The sequence below is a fragment of the Streptomyces tubercidicus genome (assembly GCF_027497495.1).
In the GTDB taxonomy this organism is placed as follows: domain Bacteria; phylum Actinomycetota; class Actinomycetes; order Streptomycetales; family Streptomycetaceae; genus Streptomyces; species Streptomyces tubercidicus.
In genome coordinates, this window is the sequence record NZ_CP114205.1 from 1,775,120 (window position 1) to 1,791,341 (window position 16,222).

Annotated in this window: 14 protein-coding genes and 1 pseudogene; 9 read left to right on the forward strand and 6 right to left on the reverse strand. The window is 73.6% G+C overall.

The window, feature by feature from the left end; genetic code table 11:
- Positions 1 to 159: 159 nt before the first annotated feature.
- The 4 genes from msrB to STRTU_RS07650 all read right to left on the reverse strand — a co-directional run bounded on the left by msrB (position 160) and on the right by STRTU_RS07650 (position 3,600).
- Positions 160 to 567 (reverse strand): peptide-methionine (R)-S-oxide reductase MsrB, encoded by a 408-nt coding sequence (msrB, locus tag STRTU_RS07635; RefSeq protein WP_159742849.1) that lies wholly within the window; start codon positions 565 to 567, stop codon positions 160 to 162.
- A gap of 17 nt (positions 568 to 584) precedes the next feature.
- Positions 585 to 1,982, reverse strand: a complete 1,398-nt coding sequence (gene murC / locus STRTU_RS07640) for a UDP-N-acetylmuramate--L-alanine ligase (protein ID WP_159742850.1) — start codon at positions 1,980 to 1,982, stop codon at positions 585 to 587.
- Positions 1,983 to 2,138: 156 nt separating this feature from the next.
- A complete protein-coding gene (locus tag STRTU_RS07645) occupies positions 2,139 to 2,636 on the reverse strand; it encodes an indole-3-glycerol phosphate synthase (RefSeq protein ID WP_159742851.1) in 498 nt (165 codons plus the stop codon).
- 139 nt (positions 2,637 to 2,775) lie between these two features.
- A complete protein-coding gene (locus tag STRTU_RS07650) occupies positions 2,776 to 3,600 on the reverse strand; it encodes a pyrimidine reductase family protein (RefSeq protein ID WP_159742852.1) in 825 nt (274 codons plus the stop codon).
- A gap of 67 nt (positions 3,601 to 3,667) precedes the next feature.
- On the opposite strand from STRTU_RS07650, the gene zapE reads away from it, so the two are divergent.
- From zapE to STRTU_RS07670, 4 genes are all read left to right on the forward strand, one after another.
- Positions 3,668 to 4,786 (forward strand): cell division protein ZapE, encoded by a 1,119-nt coding sequence (gene zapE / locus STRTU_RS07655; protein ID WP_159742853.1) that lies wholly within the window; start codon positions 3,668 to 3,670, stop codon positions 4,784 to 4,786.
- A 153-nt stretch (positions 4,787 to 4,939) separates the two neighbouring features.
- A complete protein-coding gene (locus STRTU_RS07660; protein ID WP_159742854.1) occupies positions 4,940 to 6,307 on the forward strand; it encodes an alkaline phosphatase PhoX in 1,368 nt (455 codons plus the stop codon).
- Positions 6,308 to 6,667: 360 nt separating this feature from the next.
- Positions 6,668 to 7,075: a YciI family protein gene (locus STRTU_RS07665; RefSeq protein WP_159742855.1), complete on the forward strand. Its 408-nt coding sequence runs from the start codon at positions 6,668 to 6,670 to the stop codon at positions 7,073 to 7,075.
- An 8-nt stretch (positions 7,076 to 7,083) separates the two neighbouring features.
- Positions 7,084 to 8,229 (forward strand): RNA polymerase sigma factor, encoded by a 1,146-nt coding sequence (locus tag STRTU_RS07670; protein ID WP_159746764.1) that lies wholly within the window; start codon positions 7,084 to 7,086, stop codon positions 8,227 to 8,229.
- 53 nt (positions 8,230 to 8,282) lie between these two features.
- Here STRTU_RS07670 and STRTU_RS07675 read toward each other — a convergent pair whose 3' ends face one another.
- Positions 8,283 to 8,951: an ABC transporter gene (locus STRTU_RS07675; protein WP_246240220.1), complete on the reverse strand. Its 669-nt coding sequence runs from the start codon at positions 8,949 to 8,951 to the stop codon at positions 8,283 to 8,285.
- Positions 8,948 to 10,006: an ATP-binding cassette domain-containing protein gene (locus STRTU_RS07680; RefSeq protein WP_246241344.1), complete on the reverse strand. Its 1,059-nt coding sequence runs from the start codon at positions 10,004 to 10,006 to the stop codon at positions 8,948 to 8,950. Before STRTU_RS07680 ends, STRTU_RS07675 begins: the two co-directional genes overlap by 4 nt.
- Positions 10,007 to 10,242: 236 nt before the next feature.
- Here STRTU_RS07680 and STRTU_RS07685 point away from each other — a divergent pair, with 236 nt between their 5' ends.
- The 5 genes and pseudogenes from STRTU_RS07685 to STRTU_RS07705 all read left to right on the forward strand — a co-directional run bounded on the left by STRTU_RS07685 (position 10,243) and on the right by STRTU_RS07705 (position 16,120).
- Positions 10,243 to 10,992, forward strand: coding sequence for an aminoacyl-tRNA hydrolase (locus STRTU_RS07685; RefSeq protein WP_159742856.1), 750 nt, complete (start codon positions 10,243 to 10,245; stop codon positions 10,990 to 10,992).
- 161 nt (positions 10,993 to 11,153) lie between these two features.
- Positions 11,154 to 12,474, forward strand: a pseudogene (locus STRTU_RS07690) (MbnB/TglH/ChrH family RiPP precursor modification enzyme).
- Positions 12,475 to 12,479: 5 nt separating this feature from the next.
- Positions 12,480 to 13,469, forward strand: coding sequence for a TIGR04222 domain-containing membrane protein (locus STRTU_RS07695; protein WP_159742857.1), 990 nt, complete (start codon positions 12,480 to 12,482; stop codon positions 13,467 to 13,469).
- Positions 13,470 to 13,543: 74 nt separating this feature from the next.
- On the forward strand, positions 13,544 to 14,347 hold the full coding sequence (locus STRTU_RS07700; protein ID WP_159742858.1) for a TIGR04222 domain-containing membrane protein: 804 nt from the start codon (positions 13,544 to 13,546) through the stop codon (positions 14,345 to 14,347).
- Between the two features lie 84 nt (positions 14,348 to 14,431).
- Entirely contained in the window at positions 14,432 to 16,120 is a 1,689-nt protein-coding gene (locus STRTU_RS07705; protein ID WP_246240223.1) for an alpha/beta hydrolase, read from the forward strand.
- The last annotated feature ends 102 nt before the right edge of the window (positions 16,121 to 16,222 follow it).

A 16,222-nucleotide genomic window follows, 5' to 3' on the forward strand; every position in this document is an offset into this window, starting at 1 on the left:
GAGATGCTCCTTTGCGGCCTCGCCGCACCGACCGGAAACTTGTCCGAATCCATGGTATTCACGGCGGCGCCTCCCGGCGACTCCCCGAGGCCGACCGACCTGGGAAGCTGCCGGAGGTGGCTGCGGGAACGCGTCAGCCGGCCGTGTCGATCAGCGCTCTCAGTCCTCGTCGGGGGTCAGCCGCAGCGAGATCGAGTTGATGCAGTACCGCTGGTCGGTGGGGGTGGGATAGCCCTCGCCCTCGAAGACGTGCCCGAGATGCGAGCCGCAGCGGGCGCACCGTACTTCGGTGCGCACCATGCCGTGCGAGCGGTCCTCGATGAGCTCGACGGCGTCGGTGTCCTTGGGGTCGTAGAAGCTCGGCCAGCCGCAGTGGCTCGCGAACTTGGTGCCGGAGCGGAAGAGCTCGGCACCGCAGGCCCGGCAGGAGTAGACGCCCTCGGTCGTGGTGTCGGTGTATTCGCCGACGAAGGCGGGCTCGGTGCCGGCCTGGCGGAGCACCTGGTACTCCGCGGGGCTCAGCTCGGCACGCCACTGCTCGTCGGGCTTGTCGATCTCGTACGGCATCTTGGGTTCTCCTCAGCTCAGCTGCCCAGGCGGGACAGCAGGGCGGGGCCGAGGTCGGTCACATCGCCCGCACCCATGGTGAGAACAAGGTCACCGGGCTTCGCCATTCCGGCGATGACCTCCGGGACGGCGGCCTGGTCGCTTTCGGGGGTGACATCGGCGCCCGCGGCGCGCGCGGCGTCGATGATCAGGGCGCTGGTGACGCCCGGGATCGGGTCCTCACGGGCCGGGTAGATGTCCAGCACGACGGAGGCGTCGGCGAGGGCGAGCGCCTGGCCCATCTCCGTGCCCAGCTCCTGGGTGCGGGAGAAGAGGTGCGGCTGGAAGACGACCAGGACGCGGGCGCCCTCGGCGGCGCCGCGGATGGCTTCCAGGTCGGCGGTCATCTCCGTGGGGTGGTGTGCGTAGGAGTCGATGACCTGCACACCGGCCGCCTCGCCCATGAGCTGGAGGCGGCGCTTGACGCCGGTGTACTTGCCGAGCGCGGAGGCGAGATTGTGCGGCGGGAGGCCCAGGGCGACTCCGGCGGCCAGCGCGGCGACGGCGTTGTGGGCGTAGTGCCGGCCCGGGACGGAGACCGTGAAGGTGAGGATCTTGCCGCTGGTCAGGGTGACGGTGACATCGCTGGTCAGGCCGCGGGGGTTGACCTTGAGGATGCGGACGTCGGCGTCCTCGGACTCGCCGTAGGTGACGATCTCGATGTCATGGCGGCCGGCGATCCGCTCGGTCAGCTCACGGGCGCCGGGGTGGTCGGCGGCGATGACCAGGGTGCCGCCGGGGCGGATGCGGCCGACGAAGGTCTCGAAGGACTCGTAGATCTCGTCCATCGAGGCGTAGTTGGCGTGGTGGTCCAGCTCCACGTTGAGGATGATGGCGACCTCGGGGGCGTACTTGTGGAAGCTGCGGTCGCTCTCGTCGGCCTCGGCGACGAAGATCTCGCCGGTGCCGTGCTCGGCGTTGGAGCCCGGGGCGTCGAGATCCCCGCCGATGGCGTAGGACGGCGCGACGCCGAGGGCGCCGAGGGAGACGGCGAGCATGGAGGTCGTCGTCGTCTTGCCGTGGGTGCCCGCCACGGCGATGGGGCGCAGGCCGTCCATGAGGGAGGCGAGGGCGTCGGAGCGGTGCACGACGGGGATGCCGCGCTCATGGGCGGCGGCCAGCTCGGGGTTGTCGGCGCGGATCGCGGAGGAGACGACGACGCTGGTGGCGTCCTCGGCGAGATGATCGGCGGCGTGGCCGATGTGGACCGTGGCGCCGCTGGCGCGCAGGGCCTGGGCGGTCGCGGAATCCTTGGCGTCACTGCCGGCCACCCGGGCGCCGCGCTGCGCAAGGATCTTGGCGATGCCCGACATACCGGCTCCGCCGATGCCGATGAAGTGCGGCCGGTCCATCGAGGCTGGGATGGCGGGTGCCATGGGTGGGTCTCCCTGATCGTCGATCATCGCGAGCGGTGGTGCGGGTCGTGCGGTGGTGCTGGGGATGATTCTCGCACCCGGCACCGACAGAACCCGTCCGCGGACCCCGGCCGGGGCCCGGCAGGTGCCCGCACGGCCGCCCGGCCCGGCGGCCCCTCAGCCGCCCGTGGTGTCCTGGGGCTGGTCGTCCGGCGCGTGCGAGAAGAGTTTGAGGACCGGGACGCCGACCTTGTGGCGGGCGCGGGAGGCCCAGTCACGGTGGAAGAACTCCTCGACGAAGTGCGGGGTGGTCAGCACGATCACCTCGTCCGCGCCGGTCTCGTCGACGATGGACCGCAGCAGGTCCAGCGGCTTGTCCTCGACCACCTGCCCGACGGCCTCCGAACCTGCGTCCCGCAGCGCCTGCAGGGTGTGCGCCAGGGCGAACTCGGCGGGGGCCTCGGCCTGGGCGCCGCCCGGCTCCTCGGCCTCCCGTACGGCGTCGTCGAACTCGCCGAGGGCGACATCGTCGATGGCCCGCAGCAGCACGTCCTGCTTACCGCGCGGCTGCATGAGCACGATGAACGAGATCCGGTCATCGCCGTGCAGCGTGGTCACAAACTCCACATCGGCGGGCGTCAGAGGCTTCTCGATCATCAATACGCTCGTGAACACGACGGACGCCCTTCTTCTCTTCGGGGCGCCGCATGGCACGGAGCCCGACAGACACCATCCTGCCCCGTCGCCACACGGGACCTGTTGGCTTTTAGTGTGCCCAACCGAAGCTAAGCGGAACAGATAGTTCCGCTGATTGTCAGGACCGACGGTAGCGAGTGAACAGGAACCCGGCCTCTTCCAACACCGACGCCAGGGCGAACCGCTCCGGCACCGCGACCGCGGGACCGTTCATGATCCTCGGCGCGTCGCCCACCGCGGCCACCGGCGCCAGCGACAGACACATCTCGTCCAGCGCACCGGCCGCCACCAGCTGCCCCAGCAGCCTCGGCCCGCCCTCCGTCAGCAGCCTGTGGTGGCCCCGCCCGGCCAGCACCCCGGCCACCCGGGCCGGGTCGACGCCCAGCCCCTCACCGGCGAACAGCACCTCCGCGCCCGCCGCACGGGCCTCGGCCACCCGGTCCGCCGGGGCCCCCGCACCGGTCAGCACCACGGTGGGCACCAGCGGCTCGGTGAACAGGGGCAGGGTGAAGTCCAGCCCGAGACCGGCGGTCACCACGACGATGGCCGGGGCCGGGCCCTGCCCGGCGGCGGCCCGGCGGGCGGCGAACGCCTCCCGGGCCCGTGCCGGCCGGTAGCCCTCCTGCCGCACCGTCTCCGCCCCCACCACCACGGCGTCCGCGAGCGCCCGCAGCACCCCGAAGATCCGCATGTCGGCCGCGCCGGACAGCGGCTGCGAGCGGCCCTCGTGATGGGCCGCGCCGTCCAGGGAGGACACCATGTTCGCCCGCAGCCAGCCGGTGCGCCCGGAGCGCGCCGGATCGTCCGCCGCCGGGTACGCGTACGCCTCGGCCAGCTCGTCCAGCGACCACTCGCGGTCCGTGACGTCGGCCGTCCCGGTCCCCCTGCCATCGAGGTCAGGGGCCGTTACGGGTGGGGCGGGGAGCGGGTACAGGCGTCGCATGGCGGCAGTGTGACATGCCTCGCCCGGCGGACCGGCGGGTACCGCATACGAGATAGGCTGGACGGCTGTGTCGCCTTCCCAGCCCTCCTCCCCGCAGCCCGACCCGACAGCCGGACCGCCGGCCGACGGGGACGACGCGGTGCCCGCCGCGCTGACCGCCCGCGCCCCGCACGTCCCGGCCGACCGCCTGGTCGCCGAGATGGTGCCGCCGCCGCGTTTCCAGGGCGCCCGCTTCGACACCTACATCCCGGACCCGAAGCAGCCCAGCCAGGCCGAGGCCGTACAGGTCCTGAGCGACTTCGCGGACGGCCTCGACGCCGGGCGGACGGGCGCGGGCAAGCGGCGCTGGTTCGCCAGGAAGCCTGCGGCCCCCCAGGGCCCGCGCGGGGTCTATCTGGACGGCGGCTACGGCGTCGGCAAGACTCATCTGCTCGCCTCCCTGTGGCACGCCACCCCCGCCCCGGCCGAGCGCAAGGCTTTCGGCACCTTCGTCGAGCTGACCAACCTCGTCGGCGCGCTCGGCTTCCAGCAGACCGTCCGCACACTCGGCGACCACAAACTGCTGTGCATCGACGAGTTCGAGCTCGACGACCCCGGCGACACGGTCCTGGTCTCCACCCTGCTCGGCAAGCTGGTGGACGCCGGGGTGGCGCTGGCCGCCACCTCGAACACCCTCCCCGGCAAGCTCGGCGAGGGCCGGTTCGCCGCCGCCGACTTCCTGCGCGAGATCCAGGGGCTCAGCGCCCACTTCCGTCCGCTGCGCATCGACGGCGAGGACTACCGTCACCGCGGTCTGCCCGAGGCGCCCGCGCCGTACGACGACGAGACCGTCACGCGCACGGCCTACCGCACCCCGGGCGCCTCGCTCGACGACTTCCCCTCCCTGCTGGACCATCTGTCCAAGGTCCACCCCAGCCGCTACGGCGCCATGTGCGACGGCATCGAGGCGGTCTGCCTCACCGATGTCCAGGCGGTGCCCGACCAGTCCACGGCACTGCGGCTGGTCGTCCTCGCGGACCGGCTCTACGACCGCGAGGTGCCGGTGCTCACCTCCGGCAAGCCCTTCGACGAGCTGTTCAGCGACGAGATGCTGGACGGCGGCTACCGCAAGAAGTACTACCGGGCGATCTCCCGGCTGACGGCGCTGGCACGCGACGCGGGCGGCCTGGTGGACGGCGGGCGGTAGCCGGGGCGGCGGCACGGGGTGGGTGACCGGCGCGCGGTAGGAGGCGGGCCGGCGGCGACACCCGGTTGATGTCCGTCGGCTGGTTCCCGGCGGCCCGGCCGCGTGGTACACACAAGCGGGTCACGTCACCTGTCCGCCAACAGGGAGTTGCCCATGTCCGCGACACGACGTCAGATCCTGGCCCGAACCGGTGCGCTGGGGGCGGGAATCGCCTTCTCCGGAAGCCTCACGGAGCTCTTCGCGGGAACCGCGACCGCCCAGAGCATGGGACAGCGCGGCTACGGCCCGCTGGTCCCCGACCCGGCCGGTCTGCTCGACCTCCCCCGGGGCTTCCGCTACCGGGTCCTGTCCCGGGAGGGCGACCCGCTGCGCTCGGGCGAGGGCAAGGTCCCCAGCAACTGTGACGGCATGTCCGCCTTCCCCGGCCGCCGCGGCGGCACCTACCTGGTCCGCAACCACGAGAACCGTACGCACTCCCGCCAGGCCGTCCCCCGGGTCCGCGATCTGACCTACGACCCCGGTGGCGAGGGCGGCTGTACGGCCCTCGAACTGGACCGGGACAACAAGGTGCTCTCGGAACGGGTCGCCATCGCCGGCACCTCCACCAACTGCGCGGGCGGACCCACCCCCTGGAACACCTGGCTGACCTGCGAGGAAACCGAATTCCGGGCCGGTGAGGAGAACTACACCAAGGACCACGGTTTCATCTTCGAGGTCGACCCCTACGACCCGCGGCGCACCGGAGCCGTCCCGCTGACCGCGATGGGCCGCTTCCAGCACGAGGCGATCGCCGTGGACCCCGGCACCGGCACCGTCTACGAGACCGAGGACGCCTTCGAGAAGCCGTTCGGCCTCTTCTACCGCTTTCTGCCCGAGAAGCCCATGGGTGGACGCGGTTCCCTCCGGGCCGGCGGCCGCCTCCAGGCGCTGCGTGTCCCCGGTGTGCCCGACCTCTCCACCATCCAGGACCCCGGCGCCACCTTCGACCACGTCACCTGGGTGGATGTGCCGGACCCGCTCGCCCGCGAGACCCCGATCCGCTTCCAGGACTTCGGCCCCCAGGGCATCACCCACGCCCAGAAGCTGGAGGGCTGCTACTGGGGCGGCTCCTGCGTCTACTTCATCTCCAGCTTCGCGCACCGCAAGGACGGTTCGGCGGCCGACCACTACGGACAGGTCTGGAAGTACGACCCGAAGCGGCGGCGGCTCACCCAGGTCGTCGTCTTCGGCCCGGACACCGATCTCCAGCTGCCCGGCGAATCCCCCGACAACATCTGCCTCGCCCCCAGCGGCGGCCTCATGGTCTGCGAGGACGGCGACGGCGCCCAGCATGTCTTCGGGCTCACCCGGCGCGGCGAGGTGTACCCGATGGCGCGCGGCCGCCAGAACATCGGCACCCCGCAGAAGCCGGAGTGGGGCGAGTTCGCCGGCGTGACCTTCTCGCCCGGCCACCGGACGATGTACGTCAACTGCTACACACCGGGGACGACGTTCGCGGTGACCGGTCCCTGGGGGCACTGAGGGCGGGCCGCTCCGCGTCGAGGTACCTCCGCTCCCCCCACCCCCGAACCCACCCCCCGCCCCCTCCCCCGAAGGGGGAGAGGGGGAGGGGGCGGGGGAGAGCCTGCGGGGCCGGTTCGGCCGCGCCGGTTCGGCCGCGCCGGTTCGGCTCCGTCGGTTCGGCCGCGCCGATTCAGCCCCGTCGGTTCGGCCGCGCCGATTCAGCCGCCCCCCGCCCCCGCACGCCACGGGACGCCTCCCCCAGCCCCGTCCACAAGACCCGAGAAAAAATGTGTGCGGCCATGTCGAGAACCCGCAACCGGCTCCGTCCCCGAGGTGAACGTGACCAAAATGGTCGCACCAGCACCGAGGAGAGACATCATGGCCAAGTACTTGCTGCTCAAGCACTACCGAGGCGCTCCGGCTGCGGTCAACGACGTGCCCATGGACCAGTGGACGCCGGAGGAGATCTCGGCGCACGTGCAGTACATGCACGACTTCGCGGCCCGGCTCGAAGAGACCGGCGAGTTCGTCTTCGCTCATGCACTCGCCCCCGAGGGGACGTTCGTCCGGTACGACGGTGAGGGGCGGCCGCCGGTCACCGACGGCCCGTTCGCCGAGACCAAGGACCTCATCGCCGGCGGGATGGTGATCGACGTCGACAGCTACGAGCGCGCCGTCGAGCTGGCCGGGGAGCTGTCGGCGGCCCCCGGGGCGGGCGGGAAGCCGATCCACGAATGGCTTGAGCTGCGCCCGTTCCTGACCGAGCCGCCCACCATCACGGAGTGACCTCACCGATGGATGAGGCCCTGCTCCGGAGCCTCACGCCGAGCGTGCTCGGGATCCTCGTCCGCCGCGGAGTCGACTTCGCGGCGGCCGAGGACGCCGTCCAGGACGCGCTGATCGAGGCGGTCCGGGTCTGGCCGGACGCCCCTCCGCGGGACCCGAAGGGTTGGCTGGTCACCGTGGCCTGGCGCCGGTTCCTCGACGCGACCCGGGCGGATGCCGCCCGCCGCCGGCGTGAGGGCCTCCTCGACGAGGAGCCGCCGCCCGGCCCGGCGCCCACGGTGGACGACACGCTCCAGCTCTACTTCCTGTGCGCCCATCCGTCGCTGACGCCGTCGTCCGCGGTAGCGCTGACGCTGCGCGCCGTGGGCGGGCTGACCACCCGCCAGATCGCCCAGGCGTACCTGGTGCCCGAGGCGACCATGGCGCAGCGCATCAGCCGCGCCAAGCGCACCGTCTCCGGCGTGCCTTTCGACCGGCCCGGTGATGTCGCCACCGTGCTGCGCGTCCTCTACCTGGTCTTCAACGAGGGCTACTCCGGCGACGTCGACCTCGCCGCCGAGGCCATCCGGCTCACCCGGCAGCTCGCGGCCGCGATCGACCACCCCGAGGTGGCGGGTCTGCTCGCGCTCATACTGCTTCACCATGCCCGGCGCGCCACCCGTACGGCGCCCGACGGCAGCCTGGTGCCGCTCGCCGAGCAGGACCGCAGCCGGTGGGACACCGCGTCGATCGCCGAGGGCGTGGAGATCCTGCAGACGGCCCTCGCCCGCGACCGGCTGGGCGAGTACCAGGCGCAGGCCGCCATCGCGGCGCTGCACGCCGACGCGCCCACCGCCGAGGAGACGGACTGGGTGCAGATCGTCGAGTGGTACGACGAGCTCGCGCGCCTGACCGACAGCCCGGTCGTCCGGCTCAACCGTGCGGTGGCCGTCGGCGAGGCCGACGGACCGCGCGCCGGGCTGGCGGCGCTCGCGGAGCTGCAGGACACCCTGCCCCGCCACACCGCGGTGGCGGCGTACCTCCACGAGCGGGACGGCGACCTGACGACGGCGGCACGGCTGTACGCCGAGGCGGCCCACAAGGCGCCCAACCTCGCCGAGCGCGACTACCTCACGCGTCAGGCCGCCCGGCTCAACGCCCGCCGGGGGCGCTGACGGTCGTGCCGGGTGCGGCCCCGTGGCCGGAGCGGCATCCGGCCGCGTCCCCTTCACCCCCGCCGTGAACTGAGGGCGCACGCCACCGCGGTCGCCGCGGCCGCGATCAAAAGGGTGGCGATGAGCGGCAGCCAGGGGATGCTGATCGTCCCGTGGAGGGAGCCGGTGACCAGTCCCGATACGGCGGCGTTGGCGGGCGAGGCGCCGAGCACCAACAGCAGCAGGGCGGCGACCAGGCCCGTCGGGATGCTCCAGCCGGTGCTGCGCAGCACCGGCCAGTTGCTCAGGGCGCCGAGGGCGGTGCCCATCAGCAGGCACACCAGCGCGGCGAGCAGCCCGGCGAAGGCCGCGGGCAGGACCGGAACGGCCACCTGGTGGCCGGTGGAGCGCGGGTCCGACACCAGGACGACCAGCGCCGTGCCGACGAGTGCCAGCAGCAGCGCGGTGCCGGCCGCGGTCAGTACGGCGGCGAGGTGCGCCCGTCCGGGCCCGGCGGCGGCCGCGGCGCAATTACGGGCGGCCGACGGCTCGTTGGTGACACAGGTCCGGGTGAGCCATACGGCGGCCGGCAGCAGCCCGCCGGCGGCATAGCCGAGCCCGTCGAGCAGCGGGTCGCCGCCGCGGACGCTGATGGCCAGCCAGGCTGCGTAGAGGATGACCGGCGGCAGCCAGCGGTGCGAGCCGATGAGCAGGGCTGTCTGGTAGCGGAGGAGAGCGATCACGGGCGGGAGTCCTCGTGGGGTGCGGGGGCGTCGTCGGCACGGGTCCCGGGGGCTTCGTGCGGCCGTGCGGCGGCGGGGAGGGTGTCGGGGGCCTCGTCGGCGCCAACGGCGGTGGTCCCGGGGGCCTCGTCGGTACGAAGGGCAGTGGTCCCGGGGGCCTCGTCGGCACCAAGGGCAGTGGTCCCGAGGGCCTCCCCCGGCCGTACGACAGCGGTGACCGAGCGGATGTGCCAGGGCGGACGGGCGGTGAGCAGGGCGCGCAGCAGGGCGTCGGAGTGGACGGCCGGCACCGTCAGCCGGGTCGTCCCGTCCGGACCGGGCGTGATCTCCGGCCCACCGGGCAGCTGCGGCGCTCCAGTGAGCGGCAGGCTCCCCGGTGCGCCCTCGGCCTCGATCAGCACGCGGGGACCGGCCGTGGCCGTCGTACCCGCCGCCGGGCCGCTCTCCTCATGGGGCAGCAGTCGTCCGTCCGCGACCCGGTAGCGCGCGTCGGCGGCGCCCGCCAGCCGCTGCGGGTCGTGGTCGACGAACACGACGGTGCCGCCGTCCGCGACCCGTTCGGCGACCGCACGGTCGAGCACCTCGCGCGCGCCGCCGTCCAGACCGGTCCATGCCTCGTCCAGCACCAGCAGTTCGGGCTCGGCCAGCAGCGCCTGGGCGACCGCGACCTTCTGGCTGGTCCCCTTGGACAGCTCGGCCAGCGGGGTCCGCGCATGCCCGGCCGCCCCGAAGCGTTCGAGCCACTCGGTGGCGCTGCGGGCCGCTTCGGGGCCGGGCAGACCGTGGATGCGGCCGAGGTGGGTGAGGTAGCCGACGGCGGTGAAGGGGAGGGCGACCGGGAAGCGTTCGGGCACATAGGCGGTGCGCGGGCGGCCGGTGATCCGTCCGGTGCTGGGCCGGTCGATTCCGGCGAGCAGCCGCAGCAAGGTGGATTTCCCACTGCCATTGGTCCCCTCGACGCGCAGCAGCGCACGCGGGGGCACATCGAGATCCACCTCCCGCAGCACCCAGGGGCCGCGCACCCCGTACCGCCGCCCCACCCCGTCCAGCCTCATACGTTCCGGCACCTCCGCTGCCTCCTGGCGGTCCCGCCGCTCCGCCGCCCCCGACGGTAGCCGGAGCGGGCGCCCGGTGCCTGCCCAGGGGCGCGTTCTCCCCGGGCCGTACGCGCCCCAACCTCGCGCCGGGCGGGCGGGGTTGACGCTCGCCGCTGCCGGATGGGGGCGGGGAGGCGGGAGCGGCGCGAGGGCGGGCCGGGGGCGTTGTCGGTGGTGACTGGCAGACTGAGCAGGTGACCAGCACCGAGACCACCGACCCGTCCGACAACAGCGCCACCGGCCCCGTCGAGCACGCAGAAACCGACCGCGACGCGGCACCGGAGTTCGTGCTGCCGCTCGTCGTACGGATCGAGCGGGAGGCACCACCGGCGCGTACGGACGCGCTGGAGACGGCCGCACGGGCGGTGCTGGTGCTGCTGTCCGACGAGCGCTCGGCCGGGGACGGCGAGTGGGCCGCGGCGGTAAGGGACTGGCAGGACGCCCGGATCCGGAAGGTGGTCCGGCGGGCGCGCCGCGCGGAGTGGCGGCGGGCGACGGCGCTCCCGGGCATCACGGTCACCGGCCGCGAGGCCGAGGTACGGGTCTTCCCGCCGGTGCCACTGGACGGCTGGCCGAAGGACCTGGCGCGGCTCCAGGTCTCGGGCACGGAGCTGGACGATCCGCAGCCGCCCGGGGCCCCCGCCGACGGCCCGGTGCTGTGGTTCAACCCCGAGCTGGAGATGTCGGCGGGCAAGGAAATGGCGCAGGCCGGACACGGCGCGCAGTTGGCGTGGTGGGAGCTGTCCGAGCAGGAGCGGGCGGCCTGGCGCGCGGCCGGGTTCCCGCTGTCCGTACGGTCCGCCGGGCGCGTGGAGTGGGACGCACTCACCCGCAGCGGTCTGCCGGTGGTGCGGGATGCCGGGTTCACGGAGGTCGCGCCGGGCTCCTGCACCGTCGTGGCCGACCATCCCGCGCTGCGGCGGGCGTTGCCGCAGACGGGCTGAGCGCGGAGGGCCCTGCCGTATACCGGCTGATGGGGCGCCGCCGCGCGCCCCGGCGCAACCGGCGGTGAAGCTCAAATCAACCTCTGAAGTCGGCCGGTGCAGGGTTCGGCCCGGCCTGGTGCGGCATGAGTACGGACACCACGGAGCGAAAGGGGGAGCCCATGGAACGGCTGGGTACCGGAATCGGCTGGCGGCCGGAGATCGCCGCGGAGATCGCGGAGCTGCCCGGGGTGGACTGGGTGGAGGTGGTGGCGGAGAACGTCTGTCCGGGCCATCTGCCCGACGCCCTGGGGGAGTTGCGCGAGCGCGGCACGACCGTGATTCCGCACGGGGTCTCGCTCGGCCTCGGGGGTGCCGACCGCCCGGACCCCGGTCGGCTGACGGCGCTCGCCGAGCGTGCCGAGGCGCTCGGCGCCCCGCTGGTCACCGAGCACATCGCCTTCGTCCGGGCGGGCGGGCCGCTCACCGCCTCGCCCCGTATGGAGGCCGGGCATCTGCTGCCGGTACCACGTACCCATGACGCCCTGGACGTGCTGTGCGAGAACGTACGGATCGCCCAGGACGCCCTGCCGGTGCCGCTGGCACTGGAGAACATCGCCGCGCTCATCAACTGGCCGGGCGAGGAGATGACCGAGGGGCAGTTCCTGGCCGAGCTCGTCGAGCGGACCGGGGTGCGACTGCTGATCGATGTCGCCAACCTGCACACGAACCACATCAACCGGGGCGAGGACCCGGCGACCGCCCTCGACGAGCTGCCGGTCGAGGCCCTCGCCTACGTCCATGTCGCGGGCGGGGTGGAGCGGGACGGGGTGTGGCACGACAGCCATGCCCACCCGGTGACCCAGCCCGTGCTGGATGTGCTCGCCGAGCTGTGTGCCCGGGTCACCCCGCCCGGGGTGCTGCTGGAGCGGGACGACGACTTCCCCGAGGGCGGGGAACTGGCCGGTGAACTCGACGCGATACGCGCCGTGCTGAAGGAGGCCCGCCATGACCGGGCGGCTTGAGGCGGTCCCGGACGCGCCGTCGGCGACGGAGACCCCGCCCGTCACGGACACCACCACCCACGCCGCCCGTCAACGCCTCGCCCTGGCGCAGACCGCGCTGCTGTCCGCGCTGGTCGCCGGGACGCCCGTCCCCGAGGGCTTCGACCACAGCCGGTTGCGGGTGCAGAGCCGGGCGCTGGCCGCCAAGCGGGCCGATGTGGTCGCCAAGGTCGCGCCCGAACTGCCCGAGATCCTCGGCGCGGACTACCGGGCCGCGTTCGCGGAGCATGCCAGGAACCGGCCCATGAGCGGTGGCTACCGCCAGGACGCCCTGGACTTCGCGGCGTATCTGCTGGCCCAGGGGCGGCCCGAGGACCCGGCCGCGCGGCGGCAGTTGACGCGCTGGTGGCGGGACCGCGCGGGCCCGACGCCGCCGTCCGAGCGGCCCGCGGCCCGGCTGCTGGCAGGCGCCCTGCGGCTCCTCCGGCGCCGGGGGTGAGCACGATGACCTACTCCCAGGCGGTGTACGCGGGGATCGGTGCCTCGTCGCTGCTGCTGGTCCTCGGCGTGGTCCTGGTACGTCTGCGCCCCGCGGCCGCCCGGCGGACGGAGGCCCTGGCCCAGGACGTGTGGGAGATGGCGTTCCTCGCGGGCGGGCCGGGACGGGTGGTGGACGCGGCGCTCGCCGGGATGCACGAGGACGGCCGGCTGGCCGTGGGCGGCCCGGGGGTGGTGACCGTACGCCAGGCCCTTGCCCGGGACGCGGTCGAGGCGGCCGTCCTGGACGCGATCACCGGCACGCCGGGCGGGGCGCTCGCCACGCTCCGGGCGACGGCGATGCGCAGCCCGGCGGTCCAGGGCGTCGGCGACCGGCTGGCGGCCCGCGGTCTGCTGCGCCGTCCGGGGCCGGGCCGGGCTTGGCGCCGGTGGGCGGGCGTCCAGATGGCGGCGTGCGGGGTGCTCTTCTTCGTCGGTGTGCTGGTCTCGGTCGCCGGGGCGGACGGGGCCGCTGTGCCGCCCTTCCTCGCGACCTTGCCCGCGGTGGTCGGCGGTCTGATCGTGGCCTGGCTGTGCCGGGAGGCGTTCGCCCGCCGGATCACCAAGGCGGGGTCGTTCGCCCTGAACACCGCGAAGGCGGCGCACACACCAGGGGGCGCGGGCGGGGCCTGGCAGCCCGCGGGGCTGGTGGTGGCGCTCGGCGGTACGGCGCTGCTCGCGGACGAACTGCTGCGGCAGCAGTTCGAGGAGGCGCACCGGGCCGCGGCGGCCGGCGGTTCCGCTTCCGGCTCCGCGTCGTCCGGCAGCTTCTCGTCCGATGGGTCCGGTGGCGGCTCGGGGAGCGATGGTGGCGCCTGGTGCGGCTCCTCCGACGGTGGAGGGTCGGGGTGCGGCAGCGGCGGCTCGTCGTGCGGGGGAGGTACGAGCTGTGGGGGTGGCTCGTCGTGCGGGGGCGGGTCGAGCTGTGGCGGCGGTTCCGGCTGCGGGGGCGGCTGACTCCCGGCGGGCAATTGCCCGGATGCTGAGATTTTTGTGGCGGTTGTGGCGCCACATCGCATAAAAACTCCGGCATGTGGCTGCTTTTCCTCCTCGTCGCCTGTGCGGCGGCGGTGCTGTCCTGTGCGCTGCTCTGCCGGGCGGCGGTCGCCGCCGCCCGCGCCTCCTCCGGTCCGGCCCCGCGGCGGGCTCCCGGCGCCGTCCCGGATGCGGCCGCCGCGGGCCGCCGCGGCGGCGGCCTGACCCTGTACGAGATGGCGTACCTCTCCGGCGGGCCGCACCGGCTCGCCGATGTGGTGCTGGTGCTGATGGCCCAGCAGCGACGGCTGCTGCTCGCCGACACCGGCTGGGCCACCGTCGTCGACCCGGTCGGCAAGGACCCCGTCGAGCGTGCCGCCCTCACGGCGATCGGCCCCGACGGGCAGCGCCGCATACCGGCCATACGGGATGCCCTGGTCGGCGAGGACGCGGTGCGGGAGGTGGCCGACCGGCTGGTCACCGACGGGCTGGCGGTGCCCGCCGCGGTCCGTCCGGGCGTCGGCAGCGCCGTCCGCCTGGTGCAGGGCGCCGCGCTCGTGGTGCTGCTGTCCGCCGCCGGGGCCTTCTGGATGGCACCGGCCGGTGCGGACAGCGGGCCGCTGCCGGCGTGGTTCTCGCTGCCGCTGATCCTCACCCTCGGCACCTGGGCCGTGGCCCGTTTCGAGCTGCACCCGTACAGCGACTGGGCGACCACCGCGGGCGAGCGGCAACTGCCCGACGTGCGCCACTCCCCCGCCACTCCTGCCACGCCCGCTTCCCTCGTCACTCTCGCCCTCCGCGGCCCCGCCGCCCTCACCGATCCCGCCTTGCGCGCCGCGCTCCACTCATCCGGGGCATAGCCTCCGACACCGGAGCCAGGTGCTTTACAACGACAATCGCCGCCCCAACTATCCCTTTTGTATGCACACACGAAGGGACGGCCAGTGAGAGCACTTGCGTTGTACGGCACCATCGGGTCGCTGTTGGTGACCGCCCTCGCCACTGCCCCGGCAGGCGGCGCCACGGGGGACGCCGCCAAGCCACCCGCACCCGTGGCGCACCGCATCGAATTCGGCCGCTGCGCCGCGGTGGAGCATCTGCCGTCGACCGTCGAGTGCGGCAGACTCACCGTTCCTCTCGACTACGCGCGCCCCGACGGCAAGAAGATCCACCTCACCGTCAGCCGGATCCGCGCCACGGCGCGCGGCGAACGGCAGGGCGCCCTGGTCTTCAACCCCGGCGGCCCCGGAGCGTCCAGCATGGAGTTCCCGCTCTACGGGGGGCTCCCCAAGTGGCGCAGGGTGGCCCGTGCCTATGACTTCGTGGGCTACGCACCCCGCGGTGTGGGCCGTTCGGCGCCGCTGTCGTGCCAGAACCCCAAGGAGTTCGCCAAGGCGCCCACCGACAGCCGGATGCACCCCGATGCCGAATTCAAGCGCCGGAAGCGGGCGGCGGCCAGGGAGTACGCCCGCGGCTGCGTCCGCCGGGCCGGCGCGGACCTGCCCTACTACAACTCCGTCAACAACGCCCGCGACCTGGACATGCTGCGGGCCGCGCTCGGCGAGAGGAAGCTGACGTTCATGGGCGCGTCGTACGGGACGTACTTCGGTGCGGTCTATGCGACGCTCTTCCCCGGCCACGTACGGCGGATGATCTTCGACAGTGTCGTCAACCCCTCGCCCCGCAAGATCTGGTACCAGAACAACCTCGACCAGGACATCGCCTTCGAGCGCCGCTGGGGCGACTTTCTGCGCTGGGTCGCCCGGCACAACGGCCAGTACCACCTCGGCACGACCAAGAAGGCGGTACAGCACGCCTACGACAAGGCCGTGGGCAAGCTGCGCCGCACACCGCTCAACGGGAAGATCGGCCCCGGCCAGCTGCAGTCGGCGTTCCTCAAGACCGGCTACAACGACGCCTTCTGGCCGATGCGCGCCGAGGCGCTCTCGGCGTATCTGCGCGGCAACCCCAAGCCGCTGATCGCCCAGGCCCTGCCCCGGGCCACCGGCGTCGCAGAGGAAGAGAACAGCAACGCGGTCTACACGGCCGTGGAGTGCAATGACGCGCCCTGGCCGCACGACTGGGGTACCTGGAACCGCGACAACACCGCGGTCGCCCGGATCGCCCCGTTCGAGACCTGGGACAACGCCTGGATGAACCTGCCGTGCGCCTACTGGCCCGAGCGGCCGGAGTCGGCCTCGGCGGAGCTCGACGCCGCGGTGCACCGCGCCGACCACCCCGCCGGCGGGCAGGGCCTGGCCGATGCGGCCGGTCATCTGGCCAGGACCCAGGTCGACCACCTGCTCCACGGACGGCGCGGTCCGCTCGATGTCCGTACGGAGCCCGGTGCGCTGCCGCCGGTGCTGCTGCTGGCCGCCGAGCGGGACGCGGCGACGCCGTACCGGGGGGCGCTGGAGCTCCAGCGGCGGCTGCCCGGCTCCTCGCTGATCACCGAGAACGGCGCGGGCACCCACGGCGTCGCGTTCAACGACAACGCCTGTGCGAACAAGTACGCCGAGGAGTATCTGCTGCACGGGAAGGTCCCGGGGCACCGGGTGTACTGCGCGCCGCGCGCGGAGCCGGTGCCGGGCCAGCAGAAGATGCGGGCGCAGCACGCACTGCCGGGGAAGTAGCCGAGGACCCGTCACACCGCGGGCCGTCCCCGAGGGGGCGGCCCGCGGTGCGTTGTCGTCCGGGAACCCCGGCAGGCCGCGCGGCTGTACCGCCCGGCCCGC